The following is a 15,788-nucleotide window of genomic DNA, read 5'->3' as shown; positions in this document are numbered from 1 at the left end:
AACCCCTTCGCGTCACACCGGCGGACGGGGCCGGACGACCCCGTCCCGCGGTAGCCGCAACGCTACGCCCGCATGCCGAATAATGAGACCAGCGTTTTACGATATGGACTGACGGTCGGTCACCTCAGGGCAGCGGCCGGTACACGGTGAGCGCCTCCGGCAGCTTCTCCACCGTCATCTCGCCCTTCACATCGGTGACTTCACCGTCGAAGGCGAGCGGGGTCCCGGCCGCGAGGCCGGTCAGACGCAGCCTTCCCACCTTCACCTCGGCGAGTGCGGGGGACCGGGGCAGCGGACCCGCGAGGGCGGCGGAGAGGAGCCGGAGCGCCGGGTGCCGGCCGCCGTGCACCACCCGGACGTCGAGCAGGCCGTCCGCCAGGTCGGTGCGGCGGCCCGGGGTCAGGCCCATCCGGTGGTAGACGCAGTTCCCGACGAACAGCAGCCACAACGGGCGTGTCTCGCCGCCGAGTTCGACCCGCAGCGGATGCCGGTCCGTGCGCAGCACGCGCAGCGCGGCCAGTACCTCGGCGGGCCGGCCGCCGATGCGGTGCGCCCAGCGCTCCCGCTCCCGCACCAGCTCCGGGTAGACGCCCAGGCTGAGCGTGTTGAGGAAGACACCCTCCCGGTCCCGGGAGGCGAAGCGGCCGACGTCCACCCGGACCGCCTCGCCCTCGCGCACCGCACGGCCCAGATCCCGGCCGTCCTCCACGCTCAGGTCGTAGGCGAAGTGGTTGAGGGTGCCGCCGGGCAGCACCGCCAGCGGCAGCCCGCGGCGCAGCGCGACCCCGGCGGCCGCGTTCACCGTGCCGTCGCCGCCGCACACCCCGAGCGCCCGGGCCCGGGTCGCCGCCTTCTCCAACTCGGCGCGCACATCAGCGGGTTCGCACTCCACCAGCTCCGCGTCCGGCAGCTCGTCGCGCAGCGCCCGCACCCGGTCGGCGCTGCCCGAGGCCCGGTTGGCCACGACCACCAGACCCGCCCCGCCGGGCAGCGCCGGGGCGCTCGCGCGGGGCCGGGGCGGCGGACCGGTCTGCGCCCGGGTCGGCACCAGCGCCCGTACGGCGAACGCGGCGCCCGCGCCCAGCACCGCGCCCGCGAGCACGTCGCTCGGGAAGTGCACACCCGTGTAGACCCGGGACATGGCGACGGAGAACGCCACCGGAGCCACCACCGCGCCCCAGGCCGGGGACTCCAGGGCGACACCGGTCGCGAAGGCGGCCGCCGACGCGGCGTGCCCGGAGGGGAAGGACGTGGTGATCGGCTGCCGCTTCAGGTGCCGTACCGCCGGCACCGGGTCCAGGAGCGGCCGGGGGCGGCGCACCGAACGCTTGCCGACGGTGTTGATGGTCAGGGAGGCCAGGGCGAGCGAGGCCAGGCCGCGGACGGCGGCCCGGCGGGCGCGCGGGGTACGGGACGCGGCCACCGCGGCGGCCGCGGCGCACCACAGCACCCCGTGGTTGGCGCTCCGGCTCAGCCGGGGCAGCACCGGCTCGGCGAACGGCCAGTGCCGTTCGGCGGCCACCTCGAACAACCGGCTGTCGAGGGCGAGCAGCCGGTCGCGCAGCGCGTGCCGGCCGGGCTTCGGGACGGTCAGGTCGAAGTCTGGGCTCATGCGGGTGCGGTTACCCTGAAGTGGCCGTTTCCTGCCGGAAACGCGGTGCGGTCGAGTGAGAGGAACCCTTCGGATGCGCCTGCTCCTCATACGTCACGGGCAGACCCCGACCAATGTCGAGTTCCTCCTCGACACCGCCGTACCCGGCCCCGGGCTCACCGCGCTCGGCGAGCGGCAGGCCGCGGCGCTGCCCGCGGCGCTCGCCGAGGAGGACATCGAGGCCCTCTACGTCTCCACCCTGATCCGCACCCACCGCACCGCCGCCCCGCTGGCCGCCGCCCGCGGCCTCGACCCGATCGTCCGCGACGGCATCCGCGAGGTCTCCGCGGGCGACCTGGAGATGCTGCCCGGCCACTCCGAGCACGGCGAGGAGTACATGCGGACCGTGTTCGCCTGGGCCGGCGGCGACACGGGGCCGCGCATGCCCGGCGGCGAGACCGGGGCCGAGGTCCTGGCCCGCTACGACGAGGTGGTCGCCGAGGCGGCCGGGAGCGGTGCCGGGACGGTCGCCATGATCAGCCACGGCGCGGTCATCCGCCTCTGGACGGCGGCCCGCGCGGCCAACGTCGACGTCCCCTACGCCGCCTCCCGCCCCCTCGACAACACGGGCGTCGTGATCCTGGACGGCACCCCGGAGGACGGCTGGAAGGCGCTGTCCTGGGAGGGCGCGGTGGTGGAGCCGACGGGGGTGAGCGGGCCGACTGGGGAGCCGCTGGAGTCTCCGGCCGAGTAATCCCGCGTCACCGGGGCGATGTCTTCGGCCGCGGGCGCGTCGTGGTTGCTCGCGCAGTTCCCCGCGCCCCTTTGGGGCGCGTTGCTGTAGCGCCCCTTCAGGGGCGCGGGGAACTGCGCGACCAGCCCCCACCGGGCCGCGGCCGAGGACGGCGGGTCGATAACGGTTTGCCCCATGCCGGGCGGGCCCCGCAGAATCGCTGACCATGGGACATCTGGAAGCCGCGCATCTCGAGTACTACCTCCCCGACGGGAGGGCGCTGCTGGGCGACGTGTCCTTCCGGGTGGGCGAGGGCGCGGCCGTCGCGCTGGTCGGCCCCAACGGCGCCGGCAAGACCACCCTGCTCCGGCTGATCTCGGGCGAGCTGAAGCCGCACGGCGGCACCGTCACCGTGAGCGGCGGCCTCGGCGTGATGCGCCAGTTCGTGGGCTCCGTACGGGACGAGACGACCGTACGAGACCTGCTCGTGTCGGTCGCGCCGCCCCGGATCCGGGAGGCCGCGGGGACCGTCGACCAGGCCGAGCACGCCCTCATGACCGTCGACGACGAGGCCGCCCAGCTGCGGTACGCGCAGGCCCTCGCCGACTGGGCCGAGGTACGCGGCTACGAGCACGAGACCCTCTGGGACATGTGCACGACGGCCGCGCTCGGCGTGCCGTACGAGAAGGCCCAGTGGCGCCAGGTGCGCACCCTCTCCGGCGGTGAGCAGAAGCGGCTGGTGCTGGAGGCCCTGTTCCGGGGCGCCGACGAGGTGCTGCTGCTCGACGAGCCGGACAACTACCTCGACGTCCCCGGCAAGCGCTGGCTGGAACAGCAGCTGAAGGAGACCCGCAAGACGGTCCTGTTCGTCTCCCACGACCGTGAGCTCCTCGCCCGCGCCGCCGAGAAGATCGTCTCCGTGGAGCCCTCACCGACCGGCGCCGACGCCTGGGTGCACGGTGCCGGCTTCGCCACCTACCACGAGGCCCGGCGCGAACGCTTCGCCCGCTTCGAGGAGTTGCGCCGCCGCTGGGACGAGAAGCACGCCCAGCTGAAGAAGCTGGTGCTGAACCTCCGGCAGGCGGCCGCCGTCTCGCACGAGATGGCCTCCCGGTACGCGGCCGCGCAGACCCGGCTGCGCAAGTTCGAGGAGGCCGGCCCGCCGCCCGAGCCGCCGCGCGAGCAGGACATCAGGATGCGCATCAAGGGCGGCCGTACCGGCGTCCGGGCCGTCACCTGCGCGGGACTCGAACTGACCGGCCTGATGAAACCCTTCGACCTGGAGGTCTTCTACGGCGAACGGGTCGCCGTGCTCGGTTCCAACGGCTCCGGCAAGTCGCACTTCCTGCGGCTGCTGGCCGGCGAGGACGTGACGCACACGGGCCAGTGGAAGCTGGGCGCGCGGGTGGTGCCCGGGCACTTCGCCCAGACCCACGCCCACCCCGAGCTGCGGGGCCGTACGCTCCTGGACATCCTCTGGGCGGAACACTCCCAGGACCGCGGCGCGGCGATGTCCCGGCTCCGCCGCTACGAGCTCACCCAGCAGGCCGAACAGACCTTCGATCGACTGTCGGGCGGGCAGCAGGCCAGGTTCCAGATCCTGCTGCTGGAGCTGCAGGGCGTCACGGCACTCCTCCTCGACGAGCCCACCGACAACCTCGACCTGGAGTCCGCCGAAGCGCTCCAGGAGGGTCTGGAGGCCTTCGACGGCACGGTGCTCGCCGTCACCCACGACCGCTGGTTCGCCCGCTCCTTCGACCGCTACCTGGTCTTCGGCAGCGACGGCCGGGTCCGCGAGACCCCGGAGCCGGTGTGGGACGAGCGCCGGGTGGAGCGCGTCCGGTAGGGAGGCTCGCGGGCCCGGATGTTCGTACAGTGGATGCAGGGATCCGGACCGCCGGGACGGACACGACGAGCGGGGTACCACCATGACAGGAGTCGACCCCAGCCGGCTGGACGACCAGCAGCTCATGAAGGAGCTGGAGAACATCCACCGGACGCGCCACGACACCCTGCTGTACGGCTCCAACGACGCGCTGCGCGCCCACAACGAGCGCATGGCCCAGCTGGAGGGCGAGTATCTGCGCCGCCATCCGCGCCGCCTCGTCGCGGCCGGCCGCACCCGGGAGGGCGCCCGCGAGCGCTGCTGCGCCGAGACGGCGACACCGGGGGCCTCCGCGAGCTGAGGCCCCCGGCGGCGCGGGGGTATCTCGTCGGCGTCCCGGCTCACTCCTCGCCGAGCACCGCCTCGGCGAGCGCGAACAGGCTGTCGTAACGCTTCGCGCGCGGCAGCCGGGACACCCGCCGGACCAGGGCGTCGGGCGCGTTGCCGCGGCGCAGTACGTCGGCCAGCTCCCTGGGCTGTGCCGGGAAGTCGTGCCGGGTCAGGGACCGGGCCAGCTCCAGCCGCACCGTCGCCGGTGACGGCTGCGCGCTGGTCCACGGCCGGATCGGGGCGCGGTACACCTCCGGATCGTCCTCGGCGGGCGGCTCGGGGTCGTTCCAGTCCTCCGTGCGGGTCGGATGCCTGGACCTGAGCAGTTCCCGCAGCTCGTGCTTCATCTCGTCGTCCCGGTGGACGCTCAGCCGGGCACTGCCTCGCTGCATGTCTCCCTCCAGGTGCTTCGGGGGTGCCGGACGCGTACCCGGAGAGCGGGGGCCGACACGGGGATCGGTCACCCGAAAGTGCGGGCGTGTCCCGCGAATGGGGGTCGGCCGCGCGCGGCACGGTGCGGGGCGGGCTGTGATGGCTGCGGGGCACGAGCCGCCTGTCCCGCAGCCGTACGTCTCAAGGAGCCCACCTCATGCGCCGCACCGTTCGCGCCCTGTCCGTCGCCGTCCTGGCGGGTGCCGCGTGCGGCGCCGCCGGCCCGGCCGCCGCCCGGCCCGGGACCACCGTCACCATCTCCGTGACCTGCGGGGACCGGGCCGAGGTCTATACGGAAGGCGGTACGACGAGTGCCGCCGGTCGGGACCCGGCCCCGGCCCCCGACGGGGCCTGCCCGGCGGCGGGCGGGGAGCAGCCGCAGCAGCCCGGGACCGTGCCGTTCACGGTCGCGGGGGGCGACGACGCCGGCGCGCTGCCGCCGGTCGTGGGCGGCGGCGATCTCCCGCCGGGCCTGGACAGCGCCCTGCCACCGGGCGACGGCGGCGGCACCGCTCCGCGCGGCGACGCGGGTACGGCTCCGCGCGGGGACGGTGGTGTGGCTCCGCATGGCGACGGCGGTGTGGCTCCGCATGGCGACGGCGGTGTGCCTCCGCGGGGCGACGAGGGGACGGGCGCCCACTACGGGGACGACGACGGCGGGGCCTCGCGGGGCGACGAGGGCACGGGCGGCCACCACGGGGACGACGGCACTACCTCCCGGGGCGACGACGGCACGGCCTCGCACGGGGACGGTGGCACCGGGGGCCATGGGGACGACGACACGGTGCCGTGGAAGAACGACGAGCGGCCCTGCGCGGCGGAGGGGCAGACGCAGAAGTCGTGCGGCGGGGACGAGCAGGAGTGCGACGGAACGCGCGGCGGCGGGGACACGTCCTGCGCCCCGCCGGGCGTGCAGCACGGGGTGGAGGCCGGGGAAGGGGGCGCCTTCACCGAGTCGGTGCCCGCCCTGGCCGCCGGCGCGCTGCTGATCGCGGCCGCGTGCGGCGGCGCCGCGTACCGCCTGTGGGGCGGTAGGTTCCGCGCGGACGGCTGACCCGGCCCCGCAGCCGGCGACGGAGCACGGCCCGGACCGGACAGCGGCACACGGCGGCACCACGGACTGCGCGGAGGCGGACATGCGGCGGACGGACCCCGAGGGCGACGGACCGGCCCGGCACCCGCTTCCACAGCGCCACGGCCCTGCCCACCACTCCCTTCCGCAGGGCCACGGCCCGGTCCGCTACGGCCCGCCCCTGCCCGACGACGGCCTGCCCGTGCTGCCCGAACTCTCCGCCGCGCTGGCCGCCGCCGCGCACCGGGGCGAGGAGGAGCCGGTCGGCGGCGGACCGGCGCTGCTGGAGGCCGCCTGCGGCTACTGGGAGCGCCGCGGGCTGCCCGTCGGGCCCGACCGGGTCACCGCGGGACCCGGCGCCCCCGCCCTGCTGCTCGCGCTCACCGCCGCGCTCGGCGGCGACGTCCTGGTGCCGCGGCCCTGCGCCGCCTGGTGGGCGCCGTACGCCCGACTGCTGGGCCGCCCGGTCTTCCATGTGGCGACCCCGGCCGAGTCCGGGGGCGTACCCGACCCGTACGCCCTGCTGGAGACCGTGCGCCGGGTCCGGGACGAGGGCGGTGACCCCCGGCTGCTCGTGCTGTCCGTCGCCGACGACCCCACCGCCACCGTCGCCCCGCCCGAACTGCTGCACGAGACCGTGGAGGCCGCCACCGGCGAGGGACTGCACCTGGTCAGCGACGAGACCTGGCGCGACACCCTGCACGCCGCGCACGCCACCGTGCTGCTCAGCCCCGCCGAGATGGTCCCGGACCGGGTCACCGTCGTCACCGACCTGGCGGGCGCGCTGCTGCCGGCCGGCTGGCCCGCCGCCGTCGCCCGGTTCCCGGCGGGCGACACCGGTACGGCCCTGCACGCGCGCGTGCTCGACGTCCTCACCGCCCTCGGCGCCCGCCTCGCCGGACCGGTCGCGGCGGCCGCCGCGCACGCGCTCGACGAACCCGGGCCCGTCACCGCCCGCCGCGAGGCCGCCGTACGCCTGCACGCGCGCGTGGCCGCCGCCGTGCACGGCGCGGTGGTCGCCGCGGGCGGTCTGGCCCGGCCCCCGCAGGCCGGCCGGCACCTCTACGCCGACCTGGAGCCGTTGCGCGCCGCGCTCGGTGCCCAGGGGGTCGGCGACGCACAGGAGTTGGAGGAGTTCCTCACCGCCCGGCTCGGCATGCCCGCGCCCGGCGGCCACCGTTTCGGCGACGACCTCCAGGCGTTGCGCGTACGGCTCGCCACCGGCCCGCTGCTGGGCGACACCGACACCGAACGCCTGGAATGCCTCACGTCCCCCGCACCGTTGGAACTGCCACACGTGCAACGCGCGTTGATGTCCTTGGGGTCGGCACTCGACGACCTCCGCGACGACGCTCAGCGATGGGAGCCTCCTCGATGACGCAGCAGACGCATGAGTCAGGGTCCGCCACGGCGACCGCCACGACGACCCGGGACGCGGTGACCCCCGCCGCCCCGACTCCCTCCGCGCCTCCGTTCCCGCCGCTCGCCGACCCCCGCCCGCTGGGTGAACTCCGGGTCTGGCCACGGACCTTCCACGACCGCCTGACCGCCCCCCTGCCCGGCCTCAAGGCCATGGCCCGCTTCGCCCGTGAGGGCTCCGTCCGCCCCGGCCGCGAGGGCCTCGCCGACGTCCCCCGACTCCCCTACGCCCCCGGCCCGTTGCCGCGCGTCGACCCCGACACCGTCGCCGTCACCTGGGCGGGACACGCCAGTTGGGTCGTCCGGACAGGCGGCCTGACCGTCCTCACCGACCCCGTCTGGTCCCGCCGCATCATCGGCACCCCCGCCCGCGTCACCCCGGTCGGCGTCCCCTGGGAGACGCTGCCGCACATCGACGCGGTCGTCATCAGCCACAACCACTACGACCACCTGGACGCCCCCACCCTGCGCCGGCTCCCGCGCGACACCCCCGTCTTCGCCCCGGCCGGACTCGGCCGCTGGTTCCGGCGCCGCCGCTTCACCACCGTCACCGAGCTGGACTGGTGGGAGGCGGCCGAACTCTCCGGAGTCCGCTTCGACTTCGTCCCCGCCCACCACTGGTCCAAGCGCAGCCTCACCGACACCTGCCACAGCCTCTGGGGCGGCTGGGTCCTCACCGCCCCCGACGGCGGCCGCCTCTACTTCGCCGGCGACACCGGCTACGGCCACTGGTTCTCCCGCATCGGCCGCCGCTACCCCGGCATCGACCTCGCCCTCATGCCCATCGGCGCCTACGACCCCCGCTGGTGGCTCAGCGACGTCCACCTCGACCCGGAGGAGGCGGTCCGCGCGACGGAGGATCTGGGGGCGCGGCGGATGGCCCCCATGCACTGGGGCACCTTCATCCTCTCGGCAGAACCGGTCCTCGAACCCCTCACCCGGGTACGCGCGGCCTGGCAGCGCGCGGGCCGGGACCGGGAGGACCTGTGGGACCTGCCGGTGGGAGCGTCGAGGGTCATGCAGAGGTCCTCGCTGGAAAACACGGTCGACTAGAGCGCCCCGACAGCGGCGCGGGGCTGTATCGACATGCGGCTGCCGCCGCGTGGGCGCGACCAGCCACGACACACCCGCAGTCACCCACGCACCGCACCACCCCGAACTCGGCGCACCACACTCGGCGCCACACTGATCACCACCGTCAGCCCCACCGCCACCACAACCCCCTCCCACGGCTCCGGAAACAGCGACCCGCCCAGAATCCCGATCACCTGGTACGTGGCCGCCCACGCCAGACACGCGGGCCCGTTCCCCCGCGCGAACCGCCTGAGCGGCCACTCCGCCAGCAGACACGCCAGCATCACCGGAATCCGCCCGGCCGGCACCAGCCGGGACAGCACCAGCACGGCGACCCCGTGCTCCGCCAGTTTCGACTGCGCCTGCGACAGCCGCTCCTCCGGCGCCCGCGCCCGGATCGCCGCCAGCCACCGCGACCCGTTCTTCGACCCCATCCCGCGCCGCCCCAGCCAGTACAGCGCCGCGTCCCCGAGGAAGGCGGCCAGCGACGCCGTCACGAACACCAGGGCCAGCGCGAACGGCGCCGTCTGGTGAAACGCCACCACCGCCGCCGAACTCACCAGCGCCCCCGTCGGCACCACCGGCAGCAACGCCCCGATCAGCACCAGCAGAAACAGCGTCGGATACCCGATCGCCTGCTGCGTCGACTCGGTCGACGACGAGGTCGCCGCCGTGGACCCGGCGGCGGCCGCCAGCACCAGCAGCGGTCTCACCGTGCGACCTCCAGCCGCACACCCTCCCCGTGGCCGAGCCGGTGCACCGCCACCTGCGGCGCGTACTCCGCCGCGAGGCGCACGAACTCCTCGCCCGGCGCATGGAACTCGTGCGGGCGCACCGCGTCCATGCCGATCGGCCAGTACGTCCCGTAGTGCACCGGTACCGCACTGCGCGGCGCCAGGGCGGCCAGCGCCCGTGCCGCCCGTCCGGCGTCCAGGTGTTCCTCCCCGAGATACGGCCCCCACCCGCCGACCGGCAGCAGGGCCACGTCCACCGGGCCCACCGCCCCGGCCATCTCGTCGAACAGCCCGGTGTCCCCGGCGAAGTACGTCCGGGCCGCGCCCTCCACGACGTACCCGAGGGCGGGGGAGCGGTGCGGGCCGACCGGCAGCCGGCGCCCGTCGTGCCGCGCGGGGACGGCCCGTACGACGAGGGGGCCGACGTGTATCTCGTCGCCGACGCCCATCTCGGTGATCCGCAGCTGACGGAGCCTGCGGAGCGCGGGCACCGCCCGTGGTGCGCCCCGGGGCACGAGCAGGCGCGTGCCCGGGGCGAGCCCGGCGAGCGAGGGGACGTGCAGATGGTCGGCGTGCAGGTGGGAGACGAGCGCGAGGTCGGCGCGGCGGGCCTCGGAGGGCGGCGGGGCGCCCCGGCGCCGACGCAGATGCGCGAGCCGGCGCGCGAACAGAGGATCGGTGAGCACGCGTACGCCCGAATCCTCGATCGTGCAGGTGGCGTGACCCCACCAGGTGATCTCCACCGGCACCTTCTTTGCCTCCTTCGCGCGACTCCCCGAAGCCTACGTGCAGGAGTAGGGTCGGCGGCGAAACCCGGAGGTGAGGGGGACGCCATGGGACAGCTGCGGGGTGCCTCCGGCGGGCTCGGGCCGGTGCGGGTGACCGCCATCGCGAGTCTGACGCCCCTGGAGGAACTGGAGATCGACCCCTTCCTGGTCGACTCCCGCAGCCAGCACGCGATGTGCGCGCGCTGGGCCGTGGAGCACGGGTACGTCATCGCCCGTGAACTCCTGGTCCGCGGCCTGCGGCACGACCACAGCGCCCTGTGGGCAGGGGTCCGGCCCGGCCTCGACGTCTTCGTCGCCCCCAGCAGACGGGTCCTGGAGAGCGCGCTGTCGTCGGTGGAGGAGTTCACGGCCGAGTGCGCGAGACGCGGGGTGCGGGTGGAGACGGTGGGCCGGGCCGAGCCCTGCTACGACGCCCAGATGAAGGCCAGGGTCCACCGCAGGCTGTCGATGCCGACGGCCGGCTACGACGGGAGATGAGCCCGCTCGCGCCCCGCGGCCGTACGACGCCGTATGACAGTGTTGACGGCAGCAGACCCGCGGCCGGTGCGGGTCGCGGACGTGAGGTCGGTGGCGCGTGCGGTGGCGGCGGGTCGTCAGTCAGCTCGGGCGGAGCGTCGCGGTGTGGGCGGTGTCGACCGTCACCATGCTGGTCCTCGCCGGGATCCTGCCCGACTTCCAGCTCCAGTCCCCCGACGGTGACAGCGCCACCCGCATCGCGGTGACGGCCGCCCTCGGCGCCGGTGTCTTCGGTGTACTCTCCGCCGTCGTATGGCCCCTTCTCGTACGGCTGCTGCTGCTCGTGCCCGCGCTCGTCCTCGGTCTGCTGGTCTTCTTCCTCAACGGCTCCCTGCTGCTCGTCGCCCTGCGCGTCAACCCCTCCGGGCAGAGCGAGGCGGCGCCGGAGACCGCCGTGATCGTCGCCGCCGTGATGTCCGCCGTAGCCTCCGCCACCGGCGGTGCGCTCGCCGTCCGCGACGACGACGCCTACCGGCGCCGGCTCTCCCGCCTCGCCACCCGCCGCCGCAAGTTCCACCCGCCGTGCCCGGCGGCCCCCGGCACCGTCTTCCTCCAGCTCGACGGCGTCGGCCACGACGTCCTCACCGCCGCCGTCGCCAAGGGCCTGATGCCGACCGTGGCCGGCTGGCTGGGCGCGGGGAGGGAGGGGAAGGACCGGCCCGCCCACCGGCCCAGCCACCGGCTCACCCCCTGGCGCACCGACTGGTCCAGCCAGACCGGCGCCAGCCAGCTCGGCATCCTGCACGGCTCGAACTTCGACGTGCCCGCCTTCCGCTGGTACGAGAAGGAGCACCGGGAGGTGATGGTCTGCAACCGGCCGTCCAGCGCCGCCGAACTCCAGCGCCGGGCCGTCGAGCGGACCGCCGACGGCGGCCTGCTCACCCTGGACGGCGCCAGCCGCGGCAACCTCTTCAGCGGCGGCGCCGACGAACAGGCCCTCGTGCTGTCCATCGCCACCCGGCGCCGGGGCCGGGAGAACCGTTCCCGCGCCGGTTACTTCGCCTACTTCTCCGACCCCGCCAACGCCGTACGCACCGCGCTCTCCTTCTTCGCCGAGGTCGGCCGCGAGATCCGCGAGTCCACCACGGCCCGGATGCGCAAGCAGCGGCCACGCGTCGGACGCGGCGGCCTCTACCCCTTCGTCCGGGCCTTCGCGACCGTCGTCGAACGGGACGTCGTCGTCGCCGCGGTCATGGGCGACCTGCTCGTCGGCCGCAGCGCCGTCTACGCCGACCTCGTCGCCTACGACGAGGTGGCCCACCACTCGGGACCGCGCAGCCGGGACACCGAGAAGGTGCTGCAACGCCTGGACCGCGCCCTCGCCCTGATCGAGAAGGCCGCCGAGCACGCCCCGAGGCAGTACAGGATCGTCGTCCTCTCCGACCACGGCCAGAGCCCCGGCGAGACCTTCCACACCCGCTACGGCCTCACCCTCGGCGACCTGGTCCGGGCCGGCTGCGGGCTGCACGTACCGCGGCGGGCCGAGCGGACCCACAGCGGCACGGAGGCCCGGGCCGCCGTCCGCGCGGCCCTGCGCCGGCCGGTCGAGGAGGGCGGCGAGAAGCACCGGCCGACCCGCGGCTCCGAGCCGGTCGTGCTCGCCTCCGGCAACCTCGGCCTGGTCTCCTTCCCGGACGTGCCGCACCGGATGACCAAGGAGGAGATCGACGCCCGCCACCCGGCGCTGCTCACCACCCTCGCCAACCATCCCGGCGTCGGGTTCCTGCTGGTGCGCAGCGAGGAGCACGGCGGGGTGGTGCTCGGCGCGTACGGGGCGGAGATACCGCTCGACCGGCTCGACGCCTGTCCGGGGCCGCTGGGCGTGTTCGGCGCGGGCGCCCCCGATGCCGTCCGGCGGACCCACGCCTTCCCGCACACCGCCGACATCATGGTCAACTCGTGGTACGACCCGGACTCCGGTGAAGTGCTGGCCTTCGAGGAGCAGATCGGGTCGCACGGGGGGTTGGGGGGCGCGCAGGGGCGGCCGTTCCTGTTGTCGCCGGTCGACTTCTCGGCGCCGACGGGGGAGGGGGAAGAGCTGGTCGGTGCGGAGGCCGTGCATCGGGTGCTGCGTCGGTGGCTCCGGGAGGTGGACGGGCCGCAGGTTCCGGTGGCCGAGGAAGAGGACGAGAAGGCCGCGTAGTTCGTTCGCTGCGGGCCGGTGGGGGCTGGGCGCGCCCACGCGGCGGAGCCGCATATTGACACAGCCCCGCGCCCCTGACGGGGCGCTTCGCCCAGCCGCGGATAAATGGGCTGCGTTCCTCCTGCCCGCGACACAGACTGTTCGAGTCGTCACGCCTCCGAACGCTTCCCAAGGAGACGCCTCTTGCAGGCAGCCGTCACTGTCACGCCCTCCCGTCTTCCCGAGCTGCTGCTCGGTCTCGCCACCGTGCGGCCCGTGTTCATCTGGGGCGCGCCCGGTATCGGAAAGTCCTCGCTGGTGCGGGAGTTCGCCGAGTCGCTCGGGCTGGAGTGCGTGAGTCTGCTCGGTACGCAGCTCGCGCCCGAGGACCTGATCGGCGTCCCGCAGATCCGGGACGGGCGGTCGGTCTTCTGCCCGCCGGAGGTGATCGCCCGGGACGAGCCGTACTGTCTGTTCCTGGACGAGCTGAACGCGGCCACGCCGGATGTGCAGAAGGCGTTCTACTCGCTGATCCTGGACCGGCGGGTCGGCAACTACGAGCTGCCGAAGGGGTCGATCGTGATCGGCGCCGGCAACCGGGCCACCGACAACGCGCTGGCCCGGCCCATCGCCTCCGCGCTCGTCAACCGGCTGGCCCACGTCCATCTGGAGGCCTCCGCGCACGACTGGCTCGCCTGGGCCGGTGCCCACGGGATCCACCCGTGGATCGTGGACCACCTCACCGACCGGCCGGACCACCTGTGGTCCAAGCCGCCGAAGACCGAGGAGCCGTTCTCCACCCCGCGGTCCTGGCACATGCTCTCCGACGCCCTGCACTCCTTCGGGCACGGCCTCGACGAGGGGACGCTGAAGGTCCTCGCGCACGGCACGCTGACGCCCGCGCACGCGACCGCCTTCTGCGGCTACGTCAAGATCGTGCGCAGCCGGTTCGGGATCGAGGCCATCCTCAAGGGGGACGCGGGCTGGCCGCACCGGATCGAGGACCGCGACCTGCTGTACTACCTCGCCGAGTCGTTCCGGGGGCGGCTGGTCAAGGACCTGCCCGCCGCCAAGGAGCACATGTCGGCGAACGGCCGGCAGACCGCGTACCGGGCCAAGTCGCTGCTGGTGCAGCTCGCCGAGATCTCCGTCGAGGTCGCCCAGACCGTCATCGCCTCCGACGCCGACGGCAACCCCGTGCTGCCCGCCTGGTTCCTGGTCGAGGCGGCCCGGGACATGCCCCGCCTGGTCGAGGCCCGGCGATGAGCCGGGCCGCCGCCGGCAAAGGGCAGAAGAAGGAGCAGAGGAAAGAGCAGAAGAAGGACCCGGCCGCGGAGAACTTCGCGGCCGGGGTCGAGCTGCTGCGCGCCAACCCGGCGCTGCGGGCCGTCGAGTTCACCATCTGCCGGCACGAGAAGTGCGAACTCGCGCCCCGCGACGGGCTGGTGCGCGCCGACTCGGACGGCGTGCTGCACGCGCACGCCACCCGGCGTGCCGAACCGGCCGAGTGGGCCTGGGCGTTGGCCCACTGCACCCTCCATCTCGGCTTCGGGCACCTCCCGGCCGCCACCGGGCCGCGCAGCCAGCCCGACCGCTACGAACTGGCCGCCCGCTGCACCGTCGTCAACCGGTTCCTGGGGACCTTCCCGGTCGGCGAGGCGCCGGACCATCTGCCCGCGTCCTACCCGGAGGGCGACGAGGAGCGGCTCGCCGCCGGCTGGCGGCGCCTCGGCTCCGTCCCGGCCGCCTACGAACGCGGTGGCACGGGCGGCGGCGAACCGGACCAGCTCCTGCTCTCCTGGAGCAAGTGGGCCGGCCAGACCCCCGACTGGCAGCTGGCGTTCGCACACGCGCTGACCCGCACCATGTCCCGCGCCATGGACCTGGCCGGCGGCCGCCGCACCTCCATGTCCGGCCCGCCGACCCCGCTGCGCCCCTGGGAGCGGGCGCTGAACTGGTTCGTCTCCTCCTATCCGCTGCTCGGCGGTATCGCGGCCGGCATCAAGCTGGTCGCCGACGCCGAACTGGCCCGCGCCCACGACATCGCGATCGCCGCCGTCAACCCGGAGGCGGGCGAGATCTACGTCAACCCGCTGCGCACCCTGGACGACGAGGAGTGGCGGTTCGTCCTCGCCCACGAGATGCTGCACGCCGCCCTGCGCCACGGCGACCGCCTCGGCGGCCGTGATCACTTCCTCTTCAACATCGCCTGCGACTACGTCATCAACGGCTGGCTGGTCGAGATGCGCGTCGGCACCATGCCCGAAGGTCTGCTGTACGACCCGGAGTTGAAGGACCTCTCGGCCGAGGAGGTGTACGACCGGATCGCCGTCGACCTGCGCCGGATGCGCCGGCTGGCCACCCTGCGCGGCAAGGGGCGCGGTGATGTGCTGGGCGCCCCGATCAGGCCGCCCGGCGCGTATGTCGACCTCGACGAGTTCTACCGCCGGGGGCTGGGCAACGGTCTGGAACTGCACCGGACGCAGGAGCGGGGCTTCCTGCCCGGCGGGCTGGTCGAGGAGATCCGGGCGCTCAGCCATCCGCCGCTGCCCTGGGACGCGCGACTCGCCCGCTGGTTCGACGAGTTCGTACCCAGCCCGGTGGCCGTACGGTCGTACGCCCGCCCCTCCCGCCGGCAGTCCTCCACCCCGGACATCCCGCGCGCGGGCCGGTACTTTCCGCCCGAGGAAGTGGCCCGCTGCACCTTCGGGGTGGTCCTCGACACCTCCGGCTCCATGGACCGCACCCTGCTCGGCAAGGCCCTCGGCGCGATCGCCTCCTACGCCGGGGCGCGTGACGTCCCGGCCGCCCGGGTCGTCTTCTGCGACGCGGCCCCGTACGACGCCGGTTACCTGCCGGCGACCGAGATCGCGGGCCGGGTCCGGGTGCACGGCCGCGGCGGCACCGTCCTCCAGCCCGGCATCGACCTGCTGCAGCGCGCGGACGACTTCCCGCCGAACGCACCGGTCTTGGTGATCACCGACGGCTGGTGCGACGTCCTGCGGGTGCGACGCGAGCACGCGTATCTGATCCCGGACGGTCGTCGCCTGCCGTTCACTCCCCGTGGGCCGGTCTTCCGGGTGCGGTGAGCC

The 15,788-nt window shown here is 74.5% G+C and carries 14 protein-coding genes; 10 read left to right on the top strand and 4 right to left on the bottom strand.

Annotation, left to right across the window (positions count from 1 at the left end; translation table 11 throughout):
* Positions 1–124: 124 nt before the first annotated feature.
* Positions 125–1,612: a bifunctional phosphatase PAP2/diacylglycerol kinase family protein gene (locus ACGFZS_RS22535; RefSeq protein ID WP_393796651.1), complete on the bottom strand. Its 1,488-nt coding sequence runs from the start codon at positions 1,610–1,612 to the stop codon at positions 125–127.
* 73 nt (positions 1,613–1,685) lie between these two features.
* Here ACGFZS_RS22535 and ACGFZS_RS22530 point away from each other — a divergent pair, with 73 nt between their 5' ends.
* The 3 genes from ACGFZS_RS22530 (at position 1,686) to ACGFZS_RS22520 (ending at position 4,510) form a co-directional block, all read left to right on the top strand.
* Positions 1,686–2,345, top strand: coding sequence for a histidine phosphatase family protein (locus ACGFZS_RS22530; protein ID WP_393796650.1), 660 nt, complete (start codon positions 1,686–1,688; stop codon positions 2,343–2,345).
* A 205-nt stretch (positions 2,346–2,550) separates the two neighbouring features.
* A complete protein-coding gene (locus tag ACGFZS_RS22525; protein ID WP_393796649.1) occupies positions 2,551–4,170 on the top strand; it encodes an ABC-F family ATP-binding cassette domain-containing protein in 1,620 nt (539 codons plus the stop codon).
* Positions 4,171–4,252: 82 nt separating this feature from the next.
* On the top strand, positions 4,253–4,510 hold the full coding sequence (locus ACGFZS_RS22520) for a DUF6158 family protein (protein WP_365684859.1): 258 nt from the start codon (positions 4,253–4,255) through the stop codon (positions 4,508–4,510).
* Positions 4,511–4,550: 40 nt separating this feature from the next.
* On the opposite strand, the gene ACGFZS_RS22515 is transcribed toward ACGFZS_RS22520, so the two are convergent.
* Positions 4,551–4,931 (bottom strand): DUF2795 domain-containing protein, encoded by a 381-nt coding sequence (locus tag ACGFZS_RS22515; protein ID WP_393796648.1) that lies wholly within the window; start codon positions 4,929–4,931, stop codon positions 4,551–4,553.
* A gap of 197 nt (positions 4,932–5,128) precedes the next feature.
* Here ACGFZS_RS22515 and ACGFZS_RS22510 point away from each other — a divergent pair, with 197 nt between their 5' ends.
* From ACGFZS_RS22510 to ACGFZS_RS22500, 3 genes are all read left to right on the top strand, one after another.
* The gene (locus ACGFZS_RS22510) at positions 5,129–6,025 is read left to right on the top strand and encodes a hypothetical protein (protein ID WP_393796647.1); all 897 of its coding nucleotides are present in this window, start codon (positions 5,129–5,131) and stop codon (positions 6,023–6,025) included.
* An 82-nt stretch (positions 6,026–6,107) separates the two neighbouring features.
* Complete coding sequence (locus ACGFZS_RS22505) at positions 6,108–7,421, top strand: aminotransferase class I/II-fold pyridoxal phosphate-dependent enzyme (RefSeq protein WP_393796646.1); 1,314 nt, start codon at positions 6,108–6,110, stop codon at positions 7,419–7,421.
* On the top strand, positions 7,418–8,515 hold the full coding sequence (locus ACGFZS_RS22500; protein WP_393796645.1) for an MBL fold metallo-hydrolase: 1,098 nt from the start codon (positions 7,418–7,420) through the stop codon (positions 8,513–8,515). The genes ACGFZS_RS22505 and ACGFZS_RS22500 overlap by 4 nt, the downstream gene beginning before the upstream one ends.
* Before the next feature lie 80 nt (positions 8,516–8,595).
* On the opposite strand, the gene ACGFZS_RS22495 is transcribed toward ACGFZS_RS22500, so the two are convergent.
* A complete protein-coding gene (locus ACGFZS_RS22495) occupies positions 8,596–9,240 on the bottom strand; it encodes a DedA family protein (protein ID WP_393797004.1) in 645 nt (214 codons plus the stop codon).
* 5 nt (positions 9,241–9,245) lie between these two features.
* Positions 9,246–10,019 carry an MBL fold metallo-hydrolase gene (locus tag ACGFZS_RS22490; protein WP_393796644.1) on the bottom strand — a complete coding sequence of 258 codons (774 nt, stop codon included), beginning with the start codon at positions 10,017–10,019 and terminating at the stop codon, positions 9,246–9,248.
* Between the two features lie 84 nt (positions 10,020–10,103).
* Here ACGFZS_RS22490 and ACGFZS_RS22485 point away from each other — a divergent pair, with 84 nt between their 5' ends.
* The 4 genes from ACGFZS_RS22485 to ACGFZS_RS22470 all read left to right on the top strand — a co-directional run bounded on the left by ACGFZS_RS22485 (position 10,104) and on the right by ACGFZS_RS22470 (position 15,785).
* Positions 10,104–10,535: a hypothetical protein gene (locus ACGFZS_RS22485; protein ID WP_359214787.1), complete on the top strand. Its 432-nt coding sequence runs from the start codon at positions 10,104–10,106 to the stop codon at positions 10,533–10,535.
* A gap of 142 nt (positions 10,536–10,677) precedes the next feature.
* Positions 10,678–12,717, top strand: coding sequence for an alkaline phosphatase family protein (locus ACGFZS_RS22480; protein WP_393797003.1), 2,040 nt, complete (start codon positions 10,678–10,680; stop codon positions 12,715–12,717).
* Between the two features lie 183 nt (positions 12,718–12,900).
* On the top strand, positions 12,901–13,962 hold the full coding sequence (locus ACGFZS_RS22475) for a MoxR family ATPase (RefSeq protein ID WP_365684871.1): 1,062 nt from the start codon (positions 12,901–12,903) through the stop codon (positions 13,960–13,962).
* Positions 13,959–15,785, top strand: coding sequence for a hypothetical protein (locus ACGFZS_RS22470; protein WP_393796643.1), 1,827 nt, complete (start codon positions 13,959–13,961; stop codon positions 15,783–15,785). The genes ACGFZS_RS22475 and ACGFZS_RS22470 overlap by 4 nt, the downstream gene beginning before the upstream one ends.
* The last annotated feature ends 3 nt before the right edge of the window (positions 15,786–15,788 follow it).

The sequence above is a fragment of the Streptomyces sp. NPDC048288 genome, assembly GCF_043201555.1.
Lineage (GTDB): Bacteria > Actinomycetota > Actinomycetes > Streptomycetales > Streptomycetaceae > Streptomyces.
The sequence above is the reverse complement of the archived record's forward strand: the minus strand, read 5'-3'. Positions and strand labels throughout refer to the sequence as shown.